Source organism: Hymenobacter sp. B1770, assembly GCF_049896385.1.
In the GTDB taxonomy this organism is placed as follows: Bacteria; Bacteroidota; Bacteroidia; order Cytophagales; family Hymenobacteraceae; genus Hymenobacter.
The window spans coordinates 34082-56987 of the sequence record NZ_JAFCUF010000003.1 but is presented as its reverse complement, the minus strand read 5'-3'; the positions used below and the strand labels follow the sequence as shown (position 1 = coordinate 56987).

The window sequence follows — 22906 nt, the reverse complement described above, 5'->3', positions numbered from 1 at the left end:
CCTTACCTGAACTGCACACCCGAGCGACTGGGCCCGCAAGCGCAGAGGTTGGCTACCGGTGCCATACCGAGGCTATTCCGGCGCAGCGTCAGGCGGCGCGGGGGTCGATTCGGCTACCTGATGCTCTTTGGCAGCCAGGGCATCGGCCTGCAGCGCGGCGTAGTACTGCAGCCCGGCCCGGTTGGGCGCCGTGCGCGGGCGCTCGATGCGAGCGCGTCCTTCGCCCTCGGGGCGGGGTGGGCGCAGGGCCTGAATGGCTTCCAGCGAAAAGGCATCCTCGACCCGGTACTCGCCGATGCGGGTGCGCACCAGCCGCGTGAGGTGAGCACCACAGCCCAGGGCCACCCCCAAGTCGCGCGCCAGACTGCGGATGTACGTGCCCTTGGAGCACACCACCCGGAAATCTATCTCGGGCAAGGCAATGCGCGTCAACTCAAACGTTTTGATTTCGACCGTTTTGGACTTGATTTCGGCTTCCTGGCCGTTGCGGGCGATTTCGTAGGCGCGCTTGCCGTCAATCTTAACGGCGGAAAAGAGCGGTGGCGTTTGCTGAATGGTGCCCACGAAGGGCAGCGTGGCCGCCGTAATCTCCTCCTCGGTGAGGTGGGCGTAGGGCCGGGCCATGTCCACGGCCGTTTCCAGGTCGAAGCTGGGCGTGGTTTCGCCGAGACGGAAGGAGCCTGCGTATTCTTTTTCCTGGGCCTGAATCAGGTCAATTTCCTTGGTCTTTTTGCCCGTGCAAAGAATGAGCAGGCCGGTGGCCAAGGGGTCGAGGGTACCGGCGTGGCCGATTTTCTTGATGCGCAGGGCGTTCTTCACCTTTCTTACCACGTCGAATGACGTCCATGTCAGGGGCTTGTCGAGCAGGAGGACTTCGCCCGTCTCAAAATCAAACTCAGCTAAGGTTTTCGCACTCATACCAATTGGAGATTAACACCCAGTCCCAACATTATCAACAACATGCCGCCTACAATGATACGATAGACGCCAAAAGCCCGGAAACCGTACTTCGTAACAAAGCCCACAAACACCCGGATGGCCAGCAGCGCCACCACAAACGCCACGATGTTGCCAAACAGCAACAGCTTAATTTCGGGCAGCGATAAGCCGGCTTCGCTTTCTTTATAGAAGTCGTACAGGTCTTTGGCCGCCGCCGCCGTCATGGTTGGCATGGCCAGAAAAAAGGCAAACTCGGCAGCGGCCCGGCGCGTGAGCTTCTGCGTGAGGCCCCCGATGATGGTGGCCGCCGAGCGGCTGACCCCCGGCACCACGGCCAGGCACTGAAACACGCCAATGATAATGGCCTGCCGCCAGCCCGGATTCGTGACGGGGTGGCCGCCCTCACCCGGGTCTTCCTGCGGAAACCACCGGTCGATAAACACCAGCACGATGCCTCCGAGCAGCAGCGTGGCAGCCACCACCGTCACGGATTCGAGCAGGGTGTCGATGTGCTTTTTAAGCAGCAGCCCCACCACTACCACCGGCAGAAAAGCTGCCAGCAACTTGAGGTAGAAGTCGATGCTTTGAAAAAAACGCCGCCAGTATACCGCAAACACCGATAAAATGGCCCCGAGCTGAATCACCACTAAATAAAGCTTGGTGAACGGCGTGGCTGGAATACCTAGCAGGGCAGACGCAATAATCATGTGCCCGGTGCTGGACACGGGCAAAAATTCAGTAACGCCCTCCACAATAGCGAGGAGCAACGCGTGCCAATAAGTCATTTCTAGCGGAAAGGAGGGAGTTGATTAGTGGTTAGGGAGGGGAGGTTAGAGAGAGAAGGTAAACTCACATCACTAACCAGCAACCACTAATAAGGGCGCTTGTAGGCAGGGGTAGCTGTGGGAGCAACTGGAGTTGGAGCACCAGCAACCACTGTAGTAATGGCAGTGTCTGCAGGAGCATCAATGGTTTGAGCCAGGCTCTTGTCGCGCACCATGATGGCGGCAAACTCAATTAGGAAGCCGGCAATGAGGAGCAGCGGCCCCAACGTGATGCCAACAAAATCCTCGCCGTAGTTTTCCTTGTCGCCAAACATCATGGTGATGAAGCCGGCGGCCAGCACAGCCAGGCCAATCCACATCAGGCGGTAGTTGCGCGGCCCAAAAGCAAAACGAGGAGCGGGGGATGGGTTCATTTAATAATTAACATTTATCATTTAACAATGGTCGTTTATCAACTAAAAATCAATACTTAACTGCCAGCACGCCTGGGTGCCTGCCCAACGGTTAAATGGTGATTGATGAGTGATAAATGACTAATACAAGTCGTCGAGCGACATTTTTAGGTATTTATGAACGGCGCGAACCGAGCTGAAAAAGCCGATGATAACTCCCAGCGCCACCACGCCTAGGAGGAGCACGGCCAAGCGAAAATCATCGCGCAGGAGCCGCAACGGCTCTATTTCAAGGTAAGCGTATTGCAACAGCGCCACCAGCAGCAACGCAGCTAGCATACCACTGGCCAAGCCCTGCCAGGTAGCCCGTCGCAAGAAAGGCTGCTGAATAAAGAGCGGCGTTGCGCCCACCAGTTGCATGGAGCGAATCAGAAAGCGCTGCGAAAACAGGGCCAGCTTAATGGTGTTGTTGATGAGAATGACCACCACCAGCACCAGCACGGCCGCAAAGCCCAACAGCACCAGGCTCACCCGGGTCAGGTTGTTGTTAATGCTGGCAAACAGGTCTTGCGGGTACTGCACCTCAAACACCCCGCGCTGGGCCGACACGCTCCGGTCCAGCTGGCGTAGGTGCAGGGTGTCGGTGTATTCCGGCTTGATTTTGAGCACGTAGGCATCGCGTAAGGGGTTATCGCCTAGGAACTGGCGGAAGTCCTCGCCGGTGCTTTGCAGCAGCTGGCGGGCACCTTCTTCCTTGCTCACAAACCGGATTTGGGGCTTGCCGTCGCGCTCGGCTACGAAGGGCAGCTGGCCCAGGTCCTGCTGCAGGCGCAGCAATTCCGTCTCCGGCAGCTCGCGGTCGAGGTACACTTGCACTTCCAGGTTTTCGCGCACCACTTCCGACAGCTTTTGTGCGTGCACAAGCAACAGGCCGAACAAGCCAATCACCACCAGGGCCAGCGTGATGCTGAACACCACCAGCAAGGTAGGATAGGAGCCAAGCTTTTTCTTACGGGTGGAGGAGGAGATGGAAGCGGCCATATTTTGGCAAAGGTACAGAGTGGTACAATGGTGAGGTGGTAGAATGGTGAGTTCGGTGTTTGATTTTTACCAAAATGCAACGAAAAAACGTCAAACTCACCACTCCACCATTTCACCACTACAGGTTCGTGCGAGGGTCCTCGTCCACATTCAGTACCTCGCGGCCCTCGCGGGCTTTTTGGGTATTTCGCTCCCTTCGTCTAGGATTTTTGCGGGTGAACAATTCCCCAAACGTGTTGAACTGTTCGGTGTGCAGCAGTGACAAGCCGGCGCGGGGCTGGTTAATGGTTTCCAGGTCGCGCGGAGTGGTTTCGTAGCGCAGCTTGGTGCGGAACTTGCCGTCGGGTCGGAGGTAATACTCCAGGCTCAGGTCGCCGAGCAGGGACGCTTGGCCGGCGGTGTTGCCGGAGGTGGGCACAGCGGCGCCGGCGTTCACTAGGTTGGCATTGCTGGTGAAGCCCCCTTCGCGGGTTACGCGCAAGCGGCCGTTGAGGAAGGAGTAGCTCAGGCGCACTTGCAGCGCTTGCAACTGCTCAGCAGTCAGGCCGTTGATGTTAAAGTCGATTTCCAGGTTCTGGTCGATTTGCGAAGTGAGCAGGCCTAGCTGGGTGCTCAAAATCTGGCCCAGGCTGTTCTGTACCGTGTTGTCCTGGCCCCGAATGGAAATGGTATTTCCGAAGGAACCCTGCGGTGAGAGCTGTTTAAACACCAGCAAGCTGAATACTTGGCGGTTAAGCTCTTGCTCGTCGTTGCGTAGTGAGGCCATGAAGAAGGCCAAGTCGCCCTGAAGCGTGCCCGGCGCGTCGTTGAACTCCAGATTGAGCTTGATGGCCGGCAGCAACAGCGGGCCGGTCAGGTTCATTACGGCCGTGACTGGCACTACCGCGGCGCTGCCGTTGCTGGCGTTGCCCAGCACGGGCGCCAGCGAGGTGCGCTGAGTATAAGTAGCCGTGACGTTCATTTCGCCGGCTAGCGGGTCGCCGTTCCAGGAAATAATACCGCCCGGCCGTACCACAAACTCCTTGTTAATCAGGCCCTGTAGGGTGAAGTTGTAAGCGCCGCGCACGATTTCCACCTGCCCAAACATATTGAATTCGCCCCTCGTGTCGATGGCCATGCGCAGCTGCCCCGCCGCCGAGCCGCGAATGACATCGCCCGTGCTTTCATCGAGCAGAATTTCCAGATACGCATCGGGGGTGATGGTCAGGTTCATGTCGAGCTTGAGGCCCGAAAGGTCGATTTTCTGCTGAGCCGTTACCACCTGGGCTTTTTTCACCAGCACGGTATCGCCGACCGTGTTGTTGTTCACAAACGTGATGTAGCCGGCTTTCTGAGCCCGGGCGGCGTTGTCGAGGGGTAGCGAAATGCGGGTGCCCGATTCACTCGTGGCCCGCACATTGATGTCCAGGTCGTCTGTCGGGCCGGTCACCCGGGCCGTGCCGGTGGCATAGGCCGTACCGAAATACAACTCGTTGTCCTTGCGGGTAGTGTTGAGCACCTGCATTTTGCGGAAGTTGGCCGCAATGTCCAGGCTCATTTCTTTGAAGCCGCGGTGGTTCACAATGCCATCCACTACGCCGGTATTGCCCAACACATCGCGCAGGCGTACTTTCCGGAATTCTATCGACCGGTTGGTGAACGTGATGCGGTCGGCGAAGGTGTAGGTCGTGCCCAGGTAGCCAAACGTGAGGCGCCCGTTGCTCACGTCGACGCGCCCAAGCAGGTTGGGCGAATCAAACCGGCCCGTAAGGCGCAGCTCGCCCCGGCCGGTGCCGCCCAGGTTCCGGAACAGCGTGCCCAGAAAAGGCTGGGCCAGCACCAAGGGAGCATCGTTCAGGGTACCCGTCAGGTTAAACTGGTTAGTGTCGTCGCTGGGGGTAATGTCGCCGAGCACCGTGAGCACCGACTGGCCCGTACGAGCCACGTCCAGGTTCATGCGCAGCTTGCTGGCAGTATTGTCCCAATCGGCCCGGCCGGCCACTTGCCCAATTAAGGTGCCGTCATACATCAGCGAATCCACACCTAGTGTACTGTTGATGGTCAGCGGCCCGTACACGCCGGTCATGGTGCCTTGCGCGTTCACGCGGCCCCTGAGGTTCTGGCCGGTCAGCGTGTTCAGGGTGGCCAGCTCGAAGTCCTTCATCAGGAGCTGCAGCGCGGGCTTGCTGGCATCGGGCGAAATGAAGCCCTGCGCGCCCACAAATTGTACCCCGTTGCTAAACGTCAGGTTCGAAATGTCGAACTCCCGGCCGTAATCCGAAATGCGCACCGAGTTATTCTCGGCTATGGTCCATTCCTTATCCAGCAGGTGCACGCCCGACTGCCGAAACACAACTTCCACCGCCCGCGGCAAAAAGCCCAGCGAGCCGTTGATGGTGGCCCGGTTGGTGGTGCCCGTCTGGGCCAGCGAGGTCGAAAAATTGATGCGCTCCTGGTCCCACACGCCTTCCACAATAAACTTTTCGGTGCGACCCAGCGTGGGCAACACTTGCTGGTCGCTCGTGATGCTGGCCTGGGCCAATACTTCCGGTTTGTAGGGCAGCTTCGAGGTCAGGAAGTCGAAATCGTTGTTTATCGTCATCACGGGGCCGTAGCGCAGGCTGTCGAGGTGGCCGCCAAGCTGGAAAATCGACGTTTCGCCGCTGCGGAATGAGCCATCGATGAGGCTCCCGTTTGCCACCTGCAGCTCGGGCACAAACAGCTTCAGCACCGGATTGGGCCGCTTCAGGTTGAGCAGCAAATCAATCTGATACACGGGCAGTTCTCGTTGCCTTTTGCGGCTGTAGTACTCGGCCGTGGCCACGTCGTTGCTTTCAAAATTGAGCCGGTATTCTGTGAGCAGGGTTTGCACGTCGCGCACCACGTCGGAGGTATTGAAGGTACCCGTCACGCGCGCGTCCACTGCCTCGGAGCGCACGGTCACCTGGCGCTCGTTGCGGCCGTTGCGCGTGCTGATTACGTCCAGCGTGTCGAGGCTTAGCGCGCGGCCATCGAGGCTAAAAGTCGACTTGCGCAGGTAAGCATGGCCAATGAGCGAGTCGAGCTGCACCCCGCGAAACTTCACGGCGGCCGTGGTAGCCACCGTCAGGTTCTGGTCGGTGAGGCCCAAGGTGCGCAGGTTAGCCCTATCAATTTTGGCCTTGATGTCTACATCCTGGTGTGCGCGGTCGAGGTCAATCCGGCCGTTGGCCACCATCCGCACGGCGGGGTCATTTATGCTCAGATGGCCGCTGAAGGCCTGTTGATGGTAGTCGCCATCGAAGGTGATGTTGCGGTAGCGGTAGCCATTCAGCCAGATACTGGCCACCGTGGCCTTGGCTTGGCCGCGGGCCGCGGGGGGCAGAAAGCCCACGCCGTTCACTTGCCCGTTGAGGGTCACGTCCCGAATCACACTTTCGTCGCCGAGGAATTTACCCAGTTGAAACGCATTGGCGCGCACCGTGCCTTTGTAAGCTGCGCGGGTGAGGTCGGTTTTGGTTTTAAGGTTGAGGTCGGTGGCAACAAAGCCCAGGTTGGTGTCGAAGGAGGCATTGGCCACAAAGTCACTGTAGAAACCCAGTATCTGGCCCTGGAGCTTTACCGTGCCGAGGCGCTGCACAATCTTATTGGCCGAGGCCGGCAGCCAGCGCTTCAGGTCGCTGGTAAGCACCACCGAAGGCAGCAGGCGCAGGTCGATAAAGCTTTCCCGGTAGTTGGGGAGGTTGTCGGCGTGGGCGCGCTTGGCTACTATGTGCGTGCCCTTGCCGTAGCGCACGTCCAAGTTGTTCACCTTGAAGTCGCGCACGTAGCCCGAGGCCTCGCCCGAAATCGTGATGGCGTCGTGCATGGTAGCCAGTTGTGGGGCAAACTTGGCGATGTCGTCCGTGTACACCCGCGAGTTGCGCAGGCGGGTGATGGTTTTCATCGAGTCGTTGTAGTCGGCGAAGTTGCTGAACACCCGGAACTCAAACCGCAGGTAGTCCTTGATTTGGCTGCGGCCCACGCGCAGGCTAAGGTTGTCGAACTCCCAAAAGTGCGGGCCGTACAGCATGTCGGCCGTGATTTCGCGCAGCTGCGTCCGCGACGGGGTTTCTACGGCGTGCAGGTTGCTGATGCGCAAACCCAGCGTATCGCCCAAGCGAATCTTTGTAATGTCGGCATAGATGCTGTCCACTACCATGTGGTCGTAGTCTATGCTTTGCCCGTAGGTTTTCGAGCGCGGCACGTCCTGCTTCTCGATGGCAAAGTGGCCATTGCGTAGGGCCACGTCGGCAACTTTAAAGTCGAAGGGGGCCGAGGTGGTGGTGTCGCTGGGGCCCACCAGCCGCTCCACCGCCGCCATAAATTGGTTGAAGGTGGTCGAGTCGGGCTGTCCGGGTAGGTTTTTCAACACAAACCGGGGTTCGTTCAGCGTGAGCTTGGCAATGTGCAGGTGGCGCGGGTCAAACACCGAAAACAAGGAAATGTCGGCATCGGCCTGCCCAATGCTGAACAACTCGCCACCGGCCCGGTCCAGCACCATCACACCTTCCAGCAGGAGGCTCGAAAACGGCCGTACATCCACCCGCCCAATCGTTACGCGCTGCCCCAGCTTCTGGGTAAGCACATCGGCTGCTTTGTGCGCCAGCCGCGTTTGCACGCTCGGCACCCGCAGGGCCACCAATGTTCCCACTATGGCCAATGCTACCACCAAGCCAATGCCCAGCAGTATTTTTAGCAGAATAGTGAAGAAACGACGCACCGGGGCAGGGAAGAATAAAGCGGAAAACGCGAGGCAATTCGCAAAGTTGCGGTTTTTTAGTTGTTTGCGGCAACTGCTGCGGAACAGCACTGCCAAGTATCAGGCCAAGGGAACGGCAGCGTCCAAGGTCGGGTTCAATTCCTTCGACCAGCGCAAAGCCCGTTGGTTTACCTTTGCACTACCCAAAAGTGGAGCCAAAACCAGCCCGCGCAGCGCCAATCATTGCAAGGAAAGCCCGAACCTTGGGTTTCCCATCACCGCGCCGCAACGGATTGCCTCATTGCAGAACCAAGCCTTGCTACGAGACCTGAAAAGCGGGTACCGTTGCATGCGGCGTCCCGCCAACTGTTAAAGCCTACATTTCAAGCCAAATGCCCGCCCATCCCATCATCCTCGCCATCGAATCGTCGTGCGACGACACCGGCGCTGCCGTTCTGGCCGGCGGCCAGCTGCTCAGCAACGTGGTGGCCACCCAAAAAGTACACGAGCAATACGGCGGCGTGGTGCCCGAGCTGGCCTCCCGCGCCCACCAGCAACACCTGCTGCCCGTGGTAACAGCCGCCCTCAAAGAAGCCGGCATCACCAAAAACGACCTCGACGCTGTGGCCGTCACCCAAGGTCCGGGCCTGCTCGGTTCCTTATTAGTAGGAGGGATGTTTGCCAAAACCCTGGCCCTGGCCCTGGGCAAACCCCTTTTGGCCGTGAACCACATGCGGGCCCACATTCTGGCCCATTTCATCCGCGACCCCAAGCCGCGCTTCCCCTTCCTATGCCTCACCGTGAGCGGTGGTCACACCCAGCTGGTGGTCGTGAAGTCGGCCCTGCAAATGGAGGTCATGGGCCAAACCATTGATGATGCGGCTGGGGAGGCATTCGATAAAACCGCGAAGCTCTTGGGTTTGCCGTACCCCGGCGGGCCCCACCTCGACAAGCTGGCTCGCCAAGGCAACCCTACCCGGTTTGCGTTTCCGGTGGGCGCCATGCCCGGCTACGATTTTTCGTTCAGCGGCCTGAAAACCTCAGTTCTCTATTTCTTGAAAAAAGAAACGGCCGGCAATCCTGATTTCGTGGCCGAGAACCTGCCTGACCTTTGCGCCAGCATTCAGCACACCATCGTGGCCACGCTGCTGCGCCAGCTCCGTCGCGCCGCCGCCGACACTGGTCTCACGCAGGTTGCCCTGGCCGGCGGCGTGGCGGCCAATTCCGGCCTGCGCACCGCCTTGGAAGCCGAAGCCGAAACACAAGGATGGGAGGTGTTCATCCCGGACTTTGCCTTCTGCACCGACAACGCGGCCATGGTGGCCATGACGGCACATTTTCAGTACGAGGCCAGCGACTTTGCCACCCAGCTTAGCAGCCCCGACCCGCGCCTAAAGCTAACGTAGCGCGAACTTTGCAGTTCGCGTCCCCGCGCCGTGTGCAAATCGCCCGGGTGTCGTTGCGGGACGCGAACTGCAAAGTTCGCGCTACACGCAAATGACTAATACTTTCCACCCCGGCGACGTCAAAACCCACCACTACACTGTTCGCGCCGAAGACTTTGCCGACTTTGGCCCGGACACCGGTGGCCTGGTGCATCAGGTCCTCAGCACATTTGCGCTGGGCCGCGAGATGGAATGGGCTGCCCGCCTCTTCGTATTAGAGATGAAAGCCCCCGATGAAGAGGGCATCGGCACCGAGCTTTTCATCCAGCACCACGCCCCCGCGTTTGCCGGCGAAACCGTGGTTATAACGGCTACCTTTGAGGCCCTCGACGGCCCCGCGCTGCGTTGTGCCGTAGAAGCCCGGGTGGGGGCCCGCCTCGTGGCTACCGGCCATACCGGCCAACGCATTGTGGCCAGGGCGCGCTTGGCGGCTCGCTTCGCCGCACTGCAAGCCTAGGCTGCCTCACTCCAATCCCCCGCACCGTTGGCCTGACAACGGACAACGAGCAACTGACAACTAATCAAGCATGGCCAAAGACGATAAACCCGCCATTATCAACATCAAGAACCGCCGCGCCAGCCACGAATACACCTTTCTGGCCAAGTACGACGCGGGCGTTATGCTGCAAGGCACCGAAATCAAAAGCATTCGCGAAGGAAACGTGAACCTGACCGATGGCTACTGCCTCTTCCACTCCGACGGCAGCCTGTGGATTCACTCTATCCGCATCGCGCCCTATTCCCTCGGCACCTATAACAACCATGACGCCATGCGCGAGCGCAAGCTCCTGCTTAATAAGCGCGAGCTGAAGCAGCTAGCCGGCAAAAGCGTCGACCAGGGCCTCACCATTATCCCGCTGCGCCTCTTCGTCACTGACCGCGGCTTTGCCAAAATCGAAATAGCCTTGGCTCAGGGCAAAAAGCTGTTCGACAAGCGCAACGACCTCAAGGAAAAAGCTCAGAAGCGCGACATGGAACGCATGTAAGGTGCGGCTGTCATTGCGAGTGAAGCGCACCGGAACGTGGCAATGACAGCCGCATCCCGTTCTTTGCACTCACACCTCACCACTTCACCACTTCACCGCTTTGAATCCCGGTATCTGCGCTCTGAGCGCTGTCCCCGTCCGCGCCGAGCCCACCGACCGGGCCGAGCTGGTCACCCAACTTCTCTTTGGCGAGTGCTATCAAGTGCTGGTCACCCAGGAAAGCTGGCTGCAAGTGCAGCTGGCCGCCGACGGCTACGTGGGCTGGATGGACGCTAAGCAGCACACGCCCGTATCGGGCGAGTACTACGCCGCTTGGTGCGCCCAGGACCACCCCCGTGCCCTCGACGTGGTTCAGGCCGTAAGCGACGCCACTACCAAAATCCCGCTCACGCTGGGCTGCCGCTTGCCTTTTTTCGACGGCATGAACCTGCGCCTCGGCGACCAACAGTACTTTTTCAACGGCATCGCCACCAATCCCGCCGCTTCACCCGACCCCGTACGCCAGGCCGCCCTGCTCCGCAAAATGGCTTTGCTGTACCTGAAGGCCCCCTACGTGTGGGGCGGCAAAAGCATCTTCGGTCTCGACTGTTCCGGCCTCTGCCAGCAGCTCTATGGCCTGGTTGGCATTCAGCTCCCACGCGACGCTCGCCAGCAAATTGACCACGGCCGCCCCGTGCACTTCGTGGCCCAGGCCAAACCCGGCGACCTCGCCTTCTTCGACAACGCCGAGGGACGCATTGTGCACGTGGGCATGGTGATGGACGAAGGACAAATTCTTCATGCCCACGGCGAAGTTCGCATCGACCCGCTCGACCACAACGGCATCTATAACCGCGGCCGCCAGCGCTACTCGCACAAGCTGCGGCTTCTAAAGCGCTTGCTGCCGGAGTAGGAGGAGGGGCAGTCATTGCAAGGAGGCACGACAAAGCAATTCGTCCTGTAAGAATCAGACGTTTTCTGAAGCGACAAGCCTCGGCGCTGTGCTGTATCGGGGCTTAGTCACATTATGAGACTGGTCGCATTGAAAGGACGGATTACTTCGTCGTGCCTCCTCGTAATGACACGGTAGCTCCATGGGTGAACTTAAGCCAAATCCGCTTGTTTATCCGCTTGGAAACCGCTAGCTTTCGGCGGGTTACTCCGAGCCCCAAGCGTGTATGGACCAAAAAGTATTAGTGCTGAATGGCGACTATACCGCCATCACCCTGTGTAGCGTGCAAAAGGCTTTTGTGCTCCTTTTTCTCGATAAAGCCGAAATGGTGGCTAAGTCGGAGCAAGGTGTTTTGCGCACAATTTCGCACGCCTACCCCAAGCCGAGCATCATTCGCCTGCAGCGCTACGTGCGCGTGCCCTACAAGGGCATTGCCTTGAGCCGACATAATATTTTTAAGCGCGACCATTTTGAGTGTCAGTATTGCGGCTCGACCAAGAACCTGACCCTCGACCACGTGGTGCCGCGCTCTCGTGGCGGCGAGTCGAGCTGGACTAACCTCCTGACAGCCTGCTCTCGCTGCAACCACGCCAAAGGCCACCACACGCCCAATGAGGCTGGGCTTACCATCCGGCAGCAGCCGAAGAAACCGACGCTTGCAGGCTTTCTCAAGCTCTCGGCGGGGACGATTGACCAGAACTGGCACGCCTATCTAAACTAAGTTGGACCGTAAGGCGTTGGAGCGGGGTAACTTTGTCCCCTGCTTCCATAAATTCCGCCCATGGCCCTCCCCAAATTCGCTGCTACACGCTCCTTTCATACCGAGCTAAAAACTCGCATCAACCAATACTTTGAGGAGTCGGGCCGGCGGATGACTGGTGATACCAGTCTTATTGTCAAAGCAGTACTGCTCGTCGGCTCCCTGATTGGCTTGTACGTACACCTGGTGTTTTTCACGCCTCCCACAGCTTTAGCTCTGCTCGAATGCGCGGTGGCTGGCTGCGTTATTGCTGCCATCGGTTTCAACGTGATGCACGACGGCGCACACGGCAGCTTCTCGCGCTACTCCTGGGTAAACAAGCTAGCCGCCTACACCCTGGGCGTGCTCGGCGGTAGCCCCTACATGTGGAATTCCAAGCACAACCTCATCCACCATACCTACACCAACATTGCGGGCCACGACGATGACATCGACATCCGTCCCTGGATGCGCATGACGCCCGAGCAGCCCAAGCACGCCCTGCACCGCTATCAGCATTTCTATTTCTGGGTGCTCTATTGCCTGCTCTACCTCTCGTGGGTGTTCGCCATGGACTACCAGAAGTACTTCACGCGCCAAATCGGCGCCATTGGTCTCAAGCCGATGAACACCGGCGAACACGTAAGCTTCTGGGGATTCAAGGCCTTGAACTTGGTGCTTTACATCGCATTGCCCGTTTACATGGTCGGTTTCCTGCCCTGGCTGGTCGGCTTCTTGCTGAGCACTTCGGTGGCCGGTTTGGTTCTAAGCATGGTTTTCCAGCTGGCGCACACGGTTGAGGACGCAGCTTTCCCCGTTCCCCACATCACCACCGGCAAGCTGGAAGACGAGTGGGCCATTCACCAGGTTCGTACCACTGCCAACTTCGCCACCGATAATAAGGTAATAAGCTGGCTGGTTGGTGGCCTCAACTTCCAGATTGAGCACCACTTATTTCCCAAAATTTCGCACGTGCATTACCCCGCCATCAGCAAGATTGTGCAGCAGGTATGCGATGAGTTTGATGTGAAATACAACAACTACGCTCGTACCCGTTCGGCCATTGCTTCGCACGTGGGCTACTTGCGCCAGATGGGCCGCGCCGCCTAAATAGTCGGAATCAGTAAATAGAAAGCCCCGACGCTACTTTGGCGTCGGGGCTTTTTGCTGCACTTAATTACGAGCCTTAGCGGCCAACAAAAGACAACAGGTCGGTAGTCAGCTGGTCTTTATCTGTGAAGAACAAGCCGTGCGGGGCGCCTTTGTACACCTTGTACTCGGCTTGCGGAATCATTTTGGCCGTGCGCGCGCCGCTGGCATCGATGGGCACGGTTGCATCTTCGTCGCCGTGAATAACTAGCGTGGGGACCTTCACAGCCTGCAAGTCGGCTCGGAAGTCGGTGGTAGCAAAAGCTACGGCGCAGTCACGGGTAGCATTTGGAGCGGCCAGCGAGGCCACGGTGAAGTTCCAATCCAGCACGCCTTGGCTCACGGGGTGGCTTATCATGCCCACGCCGTAGAAGCTTTTGGCAAATGATTGCAGGAAATCAAACCGGTCCTTTTTCATGGCATCGCCCATTCCGTCGAATACTGATTGGGGCACACCTTCCGAGTTGTTGTCGGTTTTTAGCATGAAGGGCGTTACCGACCCAACAAAAGCTACGCGGGCAATGCGGGCGTCGCCGTAGGTGCCGAGGTAGCGAGCTATTTCGCCGCCGCCCATCGAGAAACCTACCAACGTCACGTTGTTTAGGTCCAGTTCTTCGAGCAGGGCGTTGAGGTCGGCAGCCAGTGTGTCATAGTCATAACCCGTCCAGGGCCGGGAGGAACGGCCGAAACCCCGGCGGTCGTAAGCAATGACGCGCGAGCCGCCTTTGGCCAGCCCAATGGCCTGATGCTCCCACATGGTGTGGTCGAGCGGCCAGCCGTGGATGAGCACCACGGGATTGCCCTGCCCCCAGTCTTCGTAAAAAATATTGACCGGGTTACCGGCCGTGTCTTCGCCTGCTTTGAAATAGGCCATGAGTAAAGGAGTTTTGGGTGAATTAACTCCTTGGCTTTACTACTTGAGTAGGGGCGAAGTTGCCCGGCGTATGGTTAAGATTGTGGCTTGCGACAATAAGCGAACAGGTTGCGACGATTAATCAACCACAGTTGCGTTTCCCGCATTACTGAAATTTTTGAAGAATAATTGGCAGGAGTTGGTCTTCAAATTCTTGTAGACTTGGTCCGGCGTCTTGCCACTGAACATCTACCCTTTTTCCTGTATGAGGGTCTTTTTTAATTATGAAATTGACGTGAACATCACATCCGGAAGGACCGCCGCAGTTTGTGATTTCATAATGATAATAGGTTTGACTAACGGGGTAAAAAACTACAAAGTCCTGCTTAACCACGGCCCCAAGTTGATACTTTCTGTAGCCATGTTTTGTACATTCGTTTTGAGCACTGTCAATAGGAAAACCAGGAATGCTACGGGCAATTAATTTAGTCAGCGAGTCAGAATTGGTTTCTAATGTTCCATCCCTGTATAACTGTACAATCTGTGCTTCAGCAACTTTGTAACTATTGGTTTTTAGGTTGTAAAAGCTGCGAACCCCAATATTATATTGAGTATTATACTGATTGCAGCTGGCCAAAGTAGCAATAATGAGCGTGAGATAGAGTCGAGCGTGACGATAGACCATAGCAAGTGGTATGTTTTGTAAATGTACCATTTACTACTAAGCCTCAGGTATAGATTGTTAGCAAAACTCCCTCATAACCCGTACCTTTGCGGCCCCGCCAGGGTGGCGGGCTTTGCTGCACAACGGCAAGGTGTTCAACAAGAACCGCGTAAGGGCCCGGGCACCGGCCGCTACGTTTATCCAAGAGGTGCCCAATAGCTATTTATGGCAAATTTGATTGACGATTTCGACTGGGATAATGTCGGAGCCACCGGTTTTGGTGGAAACTACTCGGCTGACCAGCGTGCCGAGATGGAGAAAATGTACGGCGACACGCTCACGACCGTACAGGAAGAAGAAGTAGTGAAGGGCACCGTGGTTGGCATCACCGACCGCGACGTAATCCTGAACATCGGCTTCAAATCCGATGGTTTGGTGTCGATTACTGAATTCCGCGACCTGCCCGACCTGAAAATCGGCGATGAGGTTGAGGTGTTCATCGAAGACCAGGAAGACATCAACGGCCAGCTCATCCTGAGCCGTAAGAAAGCCAAAATCAAGCAGGCTTGGAAGGCCATTTACGACGCCCTCGAGTTGGATACCATCCTCGAAGGCGTAGTGAAGCGTCGCACCAAAGGCGGCCTCATCATGGAGCTCGACGGCGTAGAAGCCTTCTTGCCCGGCTCGCAAATCGACGTGAAGCCCATCCGTGACTTCGACATTTATGTTGGCCGTCGCATGGAAGTGAAAGTTGTGAAAATCAACTCCGCTTTCGACAACGTGGTTGTTTCGCACAAGGTGCTCATCGAGAAAGACCTCGAGAAGCAGCGCGAAGCCATCCTCAACAACCTGGAGAAAGGCCAGATTCTGGAAGGCAATATCAAGAACATGACCAATTTCGGCGTGTTCATCGACCTCGGCGGTGTCGACGGTCTGTTGCACATCACGGACATCTCGTGGGGCCGCATCGCTCACCCGAGCGAAGTACTGACCCTGGACCAGAAACTGAACATCGTGGTTCTGGACTTCGACGAAGCCAAGAAGCGTATTAGCCTCGGCTTGAAGCAGCTGACTCCCCATCCATGGGATTCGCTGCCCGCCGACCTGCAGCCAGGTTCGAAAGTATCGGGCCGCATCGTGAACGTGGCCGACTACGGCGCCTTCATGGAAGTGGTACCGGGCGTAGAAGGCCTCATCCACGTTTCGGAAATGAGCTGGAGCCAGCACCTGCGCAACCCGCAGGACTTCATCAAGCAGGGCGACACGGTAGAAGCGCAGATTCTGACGCTCGACCGCGAAGACCGCAAGATGAGCCTCGGCATCAAGCAACTCACCGAAGACCCCTGGACTCGTGGCGACTTCGGCGACAAGTACGCTGTTGGCACCAAGCACAGCGGCCTCGTGCGCAACCTGACCAACTTCGGCCTGTTCGTTGAACTGGAAGAGGGTGTAGACGGCCTCGTGCACGTTTCGGACTTGTCGTGGACCAAGAAAATCAAGCACCCCTCCGAAATGGTGAAGGTGGGCGACAAGCTGGACGTAGTTGTGTTGGAGCTGGACCTGGGCGCCCGTCGCCTGGCCCTGGGCCACAAGCAGCTCGAGGAGAACCCCTGGGATACCTTCCAGACGGTGTTCACTCCCGGCTCGGTACACCGTGCTACCATCACCGAGAAGTCGGAGCGTGGCGCAGTACTCGAATTGCCTTACGGCATCGAGGGCTTCGCTTACCCCAAGTCTTTGGTGAAGGAAGACGGCAGCAGCGCCGAGAACGGCGAAGCGCTAGACTTCCGCGTAACGGAGTTCTCGAAGGACGACCGTCGCATTGTACTCTCGCACACGGCCATCTTCAACAAAGAAGCCGCTGCCGAGGACGACAGCCGCAACGCCAAGTTTAAGAAGAAGACCAACACCAAAGCCGGTGAGCCCCAGGGCGAAGGCAAAATCAGCGACCTGAAGAAGACCGAAGAGAAGTCGACTTTGGGTGACCTCGACGCCCTGAGCGCACTGCGCGACCAGATGATGGGCAACGAGCGCAAGGCTGGTGAGCAGAAGCTGAAAGCTGCCGAAAGCAAGCGCGCCACCGAGCCCGCCGTGGCCGACCAGACTTCGGTAGCTGCCAAAGTCGCTGCCGGTGTTCCCGCCGCTGGCCCCGACAACCAGCAAGCCATTGCTGACGGCGCTGCTGCCACGGGCAAAGGGCCAACCGGTGCTGCTACTGCTAAGGAAGCCGCTGTTGCAGCTGCAACCATCGAAGGAACTGCTCCGGCTGACGATACCGCTGAAGCTCCCGCTGCTGAGGCAGAAGGTGGCCTGCTGGCCGGCATCGCCGGTGCTACTTCGGCTGCCATCGACAAAGTGAAGGACGTAGCCAGCGACGCCGCTGACGCCGTAACGCACTCTGCCGCATTCGAGAAGGCTTCGGACGTAGCCGGTGACCTGGTTGACCGTGCCAAAGACCTGATTGCCGGTGACGACAAAAAGGAAGACGAAACCAACGCCTAGTGCTTGGTTTTGAGTGAGAGAAAAGCCCCGGCCGCAACACCGGGGCTTTTTTTGTGCTTTTGCCTTGCCCACCCAAAACGGGCTGCTTACCTTTGCGCTCCCAAAAGACCACTACTGGTGACGTGACCGAGTGGCTAGGTAGAGGTCTGCAAAACCTCCTACGGCGGTTCGAATCCGCCCGTCACCTCTGATTAGGGAAGAAAAAGCCCCGTTTGCTTCTTAGCAGACGGGGCTTTTTTTGTGGCCGGAACATCATTTCCGGGTTTTGGCCGGCATTATGCCTACATTTCGTAGCCAAGGCAGATTTCCTTACGTAGGGGAGTTCAAACGCCTTTTTTCTTTCTCAATATGAAGATTATTGACCTGCGCACCATGCGCGGCCCAAGCTACTGGTCTGTAAAGCATACCAAGCTCATTGTTGCCAAAGTTGATTTGGAAGAGTTCGCTGGGAAGTGGTCCAACACCGTGACCGGGCTCGGCGACCGACTGATGAAACTGTTTCCTAAAATTGGCCAAGCTCCGCCCACTGGCATGAGCGGCGGAAGACAGTCGGTAAAGCGACCACCTCTGGATTTGGACCAGCTGAACGACGGCGAGCCCCTAGGGCACGTCATCTACCACATTGCCCTGGAACTGCAGCGGCTCGCGGGCATGCCCGTGTACTGGGGCAAATCGTACCCGGCGCGTGAGGAAGGGGTGGAGTATGTGGTATTCACCTACCAGGAAGAGCGGGCTGGGCGTCGCGCTGTTGAGGCTGCAGTCGAAATAGTGGAGGCTTCCTGTAAAAAGGAGAAGGTCGACCTTAAAATCATTATTGACGAGCTGCACGAAATCCGCGAAGAGGAATTTATCGGACCCAGCACCTACAGCATTGTGGCCGAGGCGGCTTCGCGCAACATTCCTTATATCGCTCTCAAAAACAGCAACATTATTCAACTGGGCTACGGCGTCAATCAAAAGCGCATCTGGGCCACTACCACCAGCTACACTTCGCACGCCGGCGTAGAGGTAGCCGGTAATAAGAACCGCACCAAGGCCATGCTGAAAGATGCGGGCGTGCCAGTGCCCCGGGGCACCACGGTGTACTCGGAGAATGGCCTCCGCGATGCCATTGAGGAACTAGGCTTCCCCATCGTGACAAAACCGCTCGACGGCAACCACGGCAAGGGCGCTACCATTCACATCACGAATTGGAAAGATGCCGCCGAGGGCCTGAAAGCCGCCCAGGCCTATTCTCGGGCTGTGATTGTAGAGCAGTTTATCGAAGGCTTTGACTTCCGCCTGCTGGTGGTGAATGGCAAGCTCATTGCCGCGGCCAAGCGGACGCCTGCAGCTGTGACCGGCGATGGCATCAGCACCATTCAGCAACTCATCGACGAAGTTAACAAAGACCCCCGCCGCGGCGTGGGCCACGAAAAAGTGCTGACGGCCATCAAGGCCGACAAGCATACGCTGGACATACTTAAAAACAGGGACTTGACGCTGAAGTCGGTGCTGCCGAATGGGGAAACGATTTACCTGAAAAGCACCGCCAACATCAGCACCGGCGGAACCGCCAGCGACGTGACCGACCTTATGCACCCCTACAACGTGCTGCTCGCCGAGCGGGTGGCCGGCATCGTGGGCCTCGACATTTGCGGCATCGATTTGATGGCTACCGACATTGCCGTGCCCCTCAACGAGAACCGGGGTGCCGTAATCGAGGTAAATGCCGCGCCCGGCTTCCGCATGCACATCTCGCCCGCCGATGGCCTGCCGCGCAACGTGGCCGCCCCGGTGGTCGACATGCTTTTCCCGCCCGGTGCCACCGCCCGCATCCCTATCATTGCCGTGACGGGCACCAACGGCAAAACCACTACCACGCGCCTGATTGCGCACCTAGTGGCCAGCAAGGGCTACAAAGTGGGCTTTACCACTACCGACGGCATCTATATTCAGGGCGTGCAGCTGCAAACCGGCGACTGCACCGGCGGCGTGAGCGCCGAGTTTGTGCTGAAAGACCCCACTGTGAACTACGCCGTGCTCGAAACCGCTCGCGGCGGCATGCTGCGCTCGGGCCTGGGCTTCACCACCTGCGACATTGCAGTGGTGACCAACGTGGCCGCTGACCACTTGGGCTTGCGCGACATTCACACGGTGGAGGAAATGGCTGCCGTGAAGGGCGTGCTGCCCCGCACGGTGCGCAAAAGCGGCTGGGCCGTGCTCAACGCCGACGACGACCTGGTGTATGCCATGGCCCGGACCGTCGATTGCCGCGTGGCCTTGTTTAGCATGGACGAAAACAGCTCCCGCATCCGCGAGCACGTGGAGGGCGGCGGCGTAGCTGCCGTGTACGAGGACGGTTACATCACCATTTACAAAAACAGCTACAAGCTGCGCATTGACCGCGCCGCCGAGTTTCCGGTGACGTTCGGGGGCCGCGCTGGCTTCAACATCGAAAACAGCCTGGCGGCCGCGCTCGCCGGCTACCTGGCCGGGTTCGACAAGGACGACATCAAAACCGCCTTCCGCTCGTTTGTACCCACAGGTACGAAGGCGCCCGGCCGGATGAACTCCTACAAATTTCCCAAGTTTGAAGTCATTGTGGACTACGCCCACAACACGGCCGGCCTCTCCAAATATGCCGATTTCATGGAAGCCACCACGGCCACGCGCAAAATCGGGGTGATATCGGGCCTGGGCGACCGCCGCGACGAAGACACACTGGCTTTTGCCCGCATTGCCGGGCGCATCTTCGACGAGGTGGTGCTGCGCCAGAACTACGACCTGCGCGGCAAAAGCGCCGAGTTTTTGCGGGAGATAATGACCCGTGGCCTGCGCCTCGACAAGCCAGACCTGCCCATCACTTACATCGAAGACGAGATGGAAGCGGTGGACCACGTGCTGAACACCGCCCCCGAAGGCGCTGTGGTAACGTTGCTCACCGAAGACATTCCGGGCACGCTTGCCCGGCTTGATAAGTACGAGAGCGAGGTAGCGGAACCGGTAGTTTAAGGCTAAGCTTAACTGGCCAACCTTCCGCATCGGACACAAAAAAGCCGCTTCAGTAACTGAAGCGGCTTTTTTGTGTCCGATGCGGAAGGTCGAGGAACTAGCCGGCAGCTATTTCAGGGTGAAGGTGGTCTTGCCCATCAGCTGGCCGCTTTCATACAGCTCCACTGTATGCTGGCCTTTCTTGTACTCGGCGCCTTTGGCGTACACAAAGTCCAGCTTCTGCTTGGAGTTGTCGTACACCACATCCTGCTTTTGCGTGTAGAAGGCTTCCTGGCCATCCACGGTGAAGGTGCCGCCGCCCGTGCTCAGGTTGTAGAGAGCGGCGCCGTCGGGCTCCAGAATGCGCATGTAGATAGCTTTGGTTTCCTTGGGCGATACGTCGTTGCGTGCCAGATTGAAGGTGACCTTTACTTTCTCTACGCGCTTGGCTTTGAATTCCGATTTATCGTCGTCTTTTTCTTTGTTCTTGGACGTGATAATGGCCACCTTGATGTTTTCGGACTGCAGGCGTGAGGCCACGCCTACTTTTTCCGACAACTCCTGATTGCTGCGAACAATGGTGCTGATGGTATCGGTCAGCTTGTTCTGCTTTTGCTTGAGAGTGGTGGTTTCGGTGTAAAGCGTTTCGTTGTCCTTTTTCAGCTGGGCAATGTCCTCGTCCCGTTTCCGAAGCTGGCCTTCAAGATTCTGGGCGCGGCGCTTGAAGAGGCTTTGCTGAGCAATGGAGAAGCTACCGGCCCGGAAAGAGCGGAGCTTCAGCAGGTCGGCGTTGACGCTGGCAATCTTGGCTTCCAGCGAATCGTTGCTCAGGCCCAGGGCCTGCAATTCCTGGCTCTGGCGCTCAAAATCGGCCTTCAAGGCTTCGTACTGCTTGATTTGGTCCTGCAGCTTTGTGTCTTTGGCTTTGACCTCCGTGGTTAGCTCTTCGTTCTTCTGTCCTTTTTGCTGGTTGAGGTAAAACAGAACGCCGTTGATGCCTAGTAGCACCAACACCAGGGCTACCCAGAGCAGGACGCGGCTATTATTGGAACGGGGTTCGGTGGTTTCGTTTGGGTCCATGCGGGAATAGTTAATCGAAAAAAGCGAGAGTGTTTTTAGGCGGCTTGCCGCAGTGCGGCGCTTACCTTTGGGTTGTAAAAATAGGGGACTTCCGTGCCCTGGCAAGTTTTCAATTTACTTTGACGGAATGGAAACGGTTTTTCCCGACTTCGATGCTGCCTACTGGCAAGGCCGTTACGCCGCTGGCCGCGACGGTTGGGATGCCCGTGAAGTAACGCCGCCCCTGCGGGCTTACTTCGACCAAATGGACGCTGCCGAGCAGCCCCGCATCCTCATTCCCGGGGCCGGTCGCGCCTACGAGGCAGAGTACCTGCACCACTTGGGCTTTCTGGAAGTGTTCGTGGCGGACCTGGCACCGGAGCCGCTCGCAGCCTTGGCTGCTCGCGTGCCTGACTTCCCGCCTCAGCACCTATTGCAGGCCGATTTTTTTGAGCTGCCCAGTGACCCACCCTACGACCTGATTGTGGAGCAAACGTTCTTTTGTGCGCTGAACCCGGCCTTGCGACCAGCTTACGCCAGCCAGTGCGCGGCGCTGTTGCGGCCCGGTGGCACCCTCATGGGACTGCTCTTCGACACTGATTTTGGCCCGGTACAGGAGCCTCCATTTGGCGGCACAAAGGAGGAGTACCGCGGGTATTTTGAGCCGTATTTTGAGTTCCGGCATTTTGAAACGGCTACCAATTCCCTCGGGCCCCGGCAGGGGAGGGAGCTTTTTATTTGTTTAAAGAAGAAATAATTAACCAGTGTTGGCTTGAGGGCACAACCTGCCTGCAGGACAGTTAGGCCCCCTCATCGCACACGTTTTAGCTCATTCCATGCTCTCTGCTCTCGCCAACACCCTGCCGCACTTTCGCAATACCAACTCGGGTCAGTTTTTCCTTATGGCTGGGCCCTGCGTCATTGAGGGCGAAGACATGGCCCTGCGCATTGCCGAGCGCATCAAGCACATTACCGATAAGCTGCAGATTCCCTTTATTTTCAAAGGTTCTTACCGCAAAGCCAACCGTTCCCGGCTCGATTCCTTCACCGGGATTGGGGATGAGACGGCGTTGCGCATTCTGCAAAAAGTAGGGCGCGAGATTGGGGTGCCCACGGTCACGGACATCCACGAATCAAGCGAAGCCGCGCTGGCGGCTGAGTTTGTTGATGTGCTGCAAATCCCTGCTTTCCTGTGCCGCCAAACCGATTTGCTCATTGCGGCGGCCCAAACTGGCAAGGTGGTTAACATCAAGAAAGGCCAGTTCCTGAGCGGCGAGGCCATGAAGTTTGCCGTAGACAAAGTGCGCCAATCGGGCAACGAAAACGTGATTCTCACTGAGCGAGGCAATTCCTTTGGCTACTCTGACCTGGTCGTAGACTTCCGCAACCTGCCTGCCATGCGCGAATTTCAGGTGCCCGTGGTGATGGACGTGACGCACTCCCTGCAGCGCCCCAACCAAAGCAGCGGCGTGACCGGCGGCCAGCCCGCTCTCATCGAAACCATCGCCAAAGCGGCCATTGCCGTAGGAGCCGATGGCTTGTTCATTGAAACACACCCCACGCCGGCCACCGCCCTCTCGGACGGTGCCAACATGCTGCCCCTCGACCAGCTTGAAGCCCTGATGGTGAAGCTGACGAAGGTGCGGGAGGCTATTCGGTAAGCAGGAAGCTATGCGCGCGCTGCTAAGCCAAGCTCAACGGCATGTTGTAGCGACCAGCATTTTGGCTGTTTACCTACTTTGTTGGCTT

The 22906-nt window shown here is 57.8% G+C and carries 18 protein-coding genes, 1 tRNA gene and 1 pseudogene; 12 read left to right on the top strand and 8 right to left on the bottom strand.

Annotation, left to right across the window (positions count from 1 at the left end; translation table 11 throughout):
• Window positions 1-72 precede the first annotated feature (72 nt).
• The 5 genes from truB to ACP7AJ_RS07125 all read right to left on the bottom strand — a co-directional run bounded on the left by truB (window position 73) and on the right by ACP7AJ_RS07125 (window position 7877).
• Window positions 73-918, bottom strand: coding sequence for a tRNA pseudouridine(55) synthase TruB (gene truB / locus ACP7AJ_RS07145; RefSeq protein WP_426059508.1), 846 nt, complete (start codon window positions 916-918; stop codon window positions 73-75).
• Window positions 915-1724: an undecaprenyl-diphosphate phosphatase gene (locus ACP7AJ_RS07140; protein WP_426059507.1), complete on the bottom strand. Its 810-nt coding sequence runs from the start codon at window positions 1722-1724 to the stop codon at window positions 915-917. The genes truB and ACP7AJ_RS07140 overlap by 4 nt, the downstream gene beginning before the upstream one ends.
• A gap of 86 nt (window positions 1725-1810) precedes the next feature.
• The gene (locus ACP7AJ_RS07135; protein ID WP_426059506.1) at window positions 1811-2137 is read right to left on the bottom strand and encodes a DUF3098 domain-containing protein; all 327 of its coding nucleotides are present in this window, start codon (window positions 2135-2137) and stop codon (window positions 1811-1813) included.
• Window positions 2138-2257: 120 nt separating this feature from the next.
• Entirely contained in the window at window positions 2258-3157 is a 900-nt protein-coding gene (locus ACP7AJ_RS07130) for a cell division protein FtsX (protein ID WP_426059505.1), read from the bottom strand.
• A 118-nt stretch (window positions 3158-3275) separates the two neighbouring features.
• On the bottom strand, window positions 3276-7877 hold the full coding sequence (locus ACP7AJ_RS07125) for a translocation/assembly module TamB domain-containing protein (protein ID WP_426059504.1): 4602 nt from the start codon (window positions 7875-7877) through the stop codon (window positions 3276-3278).
• Between ACP7AJ_RS07125 and ACP7AJ_RS07120 the strand changes: the two genes are divergently transcribed.
• The 7 genes from ACP7AJ_RS07120 (at window position 7861) to ACP7AJ_RS07090 (ending at window position 13067) form a co-directional block, all read left to right on the top strand.
• Window positions 7861-8229 carry a hypothetical protein gene (locus ACP7AJ_RS07120; protein ID WP_426059503.1) on the top strand — a complete coding sequence of 123 codons (369 nt, stop codon included), beginning with the start codon at window positions 7861-7863 and terminating at the stop codon, window positions 8227-8229. The two genes, ACP7AJ_RS07125 and ACP7AJ_RS07120, sit on opposite strands and share 17 nt — an antisense overlap.
• A 19-nt stretch (window positions 8230-8248) precedes the next feature.
• Window positions 8249-9262: a tRNA (adenosine(37)-N6)-threonylcarbamoyltransferase complex transferase subunit TsaD gene (tsaD, locus tag ACP7AJ_RS07115; protein ID WP_426059502.1), complete on the top strand. Its 1014-nt coding sequence runs from the start codon at window positions 8249-8251 to the stop codon at window positions 9260-9262.
• Window positions 9263-9353: 91 nt separating this feature from the next.
• Window positions 9354-9758, top strand: a complete 405-nt coding sequence (locus tag ACP7AJ_RS07110; RefSeq protein WP_426059501.1) for a thioesterase family protein — start codon at window positions 9354-9356, stop codon at window positions 9756-9758.
• Between the two features lie 70 nt (window positions 9759-9828).
• A complete protein-coding gene (gene smpB, locus ACP7AJ_RS07105) occupies window positions 9829-10287 on the top strand; it encodes an SsrA-binding protein SmpB (protein ID WP_426059500.1) in 459 nt (152 codons plus the stop codon).
• 100 nt (window positions 10288-10387) lie between these two features.
• The gene (locus ACP7AJ_RS07100; protein ID WP_426059499.1) at window positions 10388-11179 is read left to right on the top strand and encodes an NlpC/P60 family protein; all 792 of its coding nucleotides are present in this window, start codon (window positions 10388-10390) and stop codon (window positions 11177-11179) included.
• A 265-nt stretch (window positions 11180-11444) separates the two neighbouring features.
• On the top strand, window positions 11445-11939 hold the full coding sequence (locus ACP7AJ_RS07095; RefSeq protein ID WP_092677388.1) for an HNH endonuclease: 495 nt from the start codon (window positions 11445-11447) through the stop codon (window positions 11937-11939).
• Between the two features lie 60 nt (window positions 11940-11999).
• The gene (locus ACP7AJ_RS07090) at window positions 12000-13067 is read left to right on the top strand and encodes a fatty acid desaturase family protein (RefSeq protein WP_426059498.1); all 1068 of its coding nucleotides are present in this window, start codon (window positions 12000-12002) and stop codon (window positions 13065-13067) included.
• Window positions 13068-13143: 76 nt separating this feature from the next.
• Here ACP7AJ_RS07090 and ACP7AJ_RS07085 read toward each other — a convergent pair whose 3' ends face one another.
• Window positions 13144-13980 carry an alpha/beta fold hydrolase gene (locus ACP7AJ_RS07085; protein WP_426059497.1) on the bottom strand — a complete coding sequence of 279 codons (837 nt, stop codon included), beginning with the start codon at window positions 13978-13980 and terminating at the stop codon, window positions 13144-13146.
• A 145-nt stretch (window positions 13981-14125) separates the two neighbouring features.
• Complete coding sequence (locus ACP7AJ_RS07080) at window positions 14126-14644, bottom strand: hypothetical protein (protein ID WP_426059496.1); 519 nt, start codon at window positions 14642-14644, stop codon at window positions 14126-14128.
• A 204-nt stretch (window positions 14645-14848) separates the two neighbouring features.
• Between ACP7AJ_RS07080 and rpsA the strand changes: the two are divergent.
• The 3 genes and pseudogenes from rpsA to cphA form a co-directional block, all read left to right on the top strand.
• Window positions 14849-16654, top strand: a pseudogene (gene rpsA / locus ACP7AJ_RS07075) (30S ribosomal protein S1); the annotation flags it as partial.
• 587 nt (window positions 16655-17241) lie between these two features.
• A tRNA-Cys gene (locus tag ACP7AJ_RS07070) sits at window positions 17242-17312 on the top strand.
• Window positions 17313-17473: 161 nt separating this feature from the next.
• Window positions 17474-20119 (top strand): cyanophycin synthetase, encoded by a 2646-nt coding sequence (gene cphA, locus ACP7AJ_RS07065; RefSeq protein WP_426059495.1) that lies wholly within the window; start codon window positions 17474-17476, stop codon window positions 20117-20119.
• A 108-nt stretch (window positions 20120-20227) separates the two neighbouring features.
• Here the strand turns inward: cphA and ACP7AJ_RS07060 are convergent, their stop codons facing one another.
• Window positions 20228-21178, bottom strand: a complete 951-nt coding sequence (locus tag ACP7AJ_RS07060; protein WP_426059494.1) for a hypothetical protein — start codon at window positions 21176-21178, stop codon at window positions 20228-20230.
• A gap of 127 nt (window positions 21179-21305) precedes the next feature.
• Here ACP7AJ_RS07060 and ACP7AJ_RS07055 point away from each other — a divergent pair, with 127 nt between their 5' ends.
• Window positions 21306-21914 (top strand): methyltransferase, encoded by a 609-nt coding sequence (locus ACP7AJ_RS07055; protein WP_426059493.1) that lies wholly within the window; start codon window positions 21306-21308, stop codon window positions 21912-21914.
• 79 nt (window positions 21915-21993) lie between these two features.
• Entirely contained in the window at window positions 21994-22818 is an 825-nt protein-coding gene (gene kdsA / locus ACP7AJ_RS07050) for a 3-deoxy-8-phosphooctulonate synthase (protein WP_092677374.1), read from the top strand.
• The last annotated feature ends 88 nt before the right edge of the window (window positions 22819-22906 follow it).

Coding starts and splice junctions, on each gene's coding strand:
- truB (WP_426059508.1), bottom strand. CDS start 918: ATGAGTGCGAAAACCTTAGCTGAGTTTGATTTTGAGACGGGCGAAGTC.
- ACP7AJ_RS07140 (WP_426059507.1), bottom strand. CDS start 1,724: ATGACTTATTGGCACGCGTTGCTCCTCGCTATTGTGGAGGGCGTTACT.
- ACP7AJ_RS07135 (WP_426059506.1), bottom strand. CDS start 2,137: ATGAACCCATCCCCCGCTCCTCGTTTTGCTTTTGGGCCGCGCAACTAC.
- ACP7AJ_RS07130 (WP_426059505.1), bottom strand. CDS start 3,157: ATGGCCGCTTCCATCTCCTCCTCCACCCGTAAGAAAAAGCTTGGCTCC.
- tsaD (WP_426059502.1), top strand. CDS start 8,249: ATGCCCGCCCATCCCATCATCCTCGCCATCGAATCGTCGTGCGACGAC.
- ACP7AJ_RS07110 (WP_426059501.1), top strand. CDS start 9,354: ATGACTAATACTTTCCACCCCGGCGACGTCAAAACCCACCACTACACT.
- smpB (WP_426059500.1), top strand. CDS start 9,829: ATGGCCAAAGACGATAAACCCGCCATTATCAACATCAAGAACCGCCGC.
- ACP7AJ_RS07095 (WP_092677388.1), top strand. CDS start 11,445: ATGGACCAAAAAGTATTAGTGCTGAATGGCGACTATACCGCCATCACC.
- ACP7AJ_RS07090 (WP_426059498.1), top strand. CDS start 12,000: ATGGCCCTCCCCAAATTCGCTGCTACACGCTCCTTTCATACCGAGCTA.
- ACP7AJ_RS07085 (WP_426059497.1), bottom strand. CDS start 13,980: ATGGCCTATTTCAAAGCAGGCGAAGACACGGCCGGTAACCCGGTCAAT.
- ACP7AJ_RS07080 (WP_426059496.1), bottom strand. CDS start 14,644: ATGGTCTATCGTCACGCTCGACTCTATCTCACGCTCATTATTGCTACT.
- cphA (WP_426059495.1), top strand. CDS start 17,474: ATGAAGATTATTGACCTGCGCACCATGCGCGGCCCAAGCTACTGGTCT.
- ACP7AJ_RS07060 (WP_426059494.1), bottom strand. CDS start 21,178: ATGGACCCAAACGAAACCACCGAACCCCGTTCCAATAATAGCCGCGTC.
- ACP7AJ_RS07055 (WP_426059493.1), top strand. CDS start 21,306: ATGGAAACGGTTTTTCCCGACTTCGATGCTGCCTACTGGCAAGGCCGT.
- kdsA (WP_092677374.1), top strand. CDS start 21,994: ATGCTCTCTGCTCTCGCCAACACCCTGCCGCACTTTCGCAATACCAAC.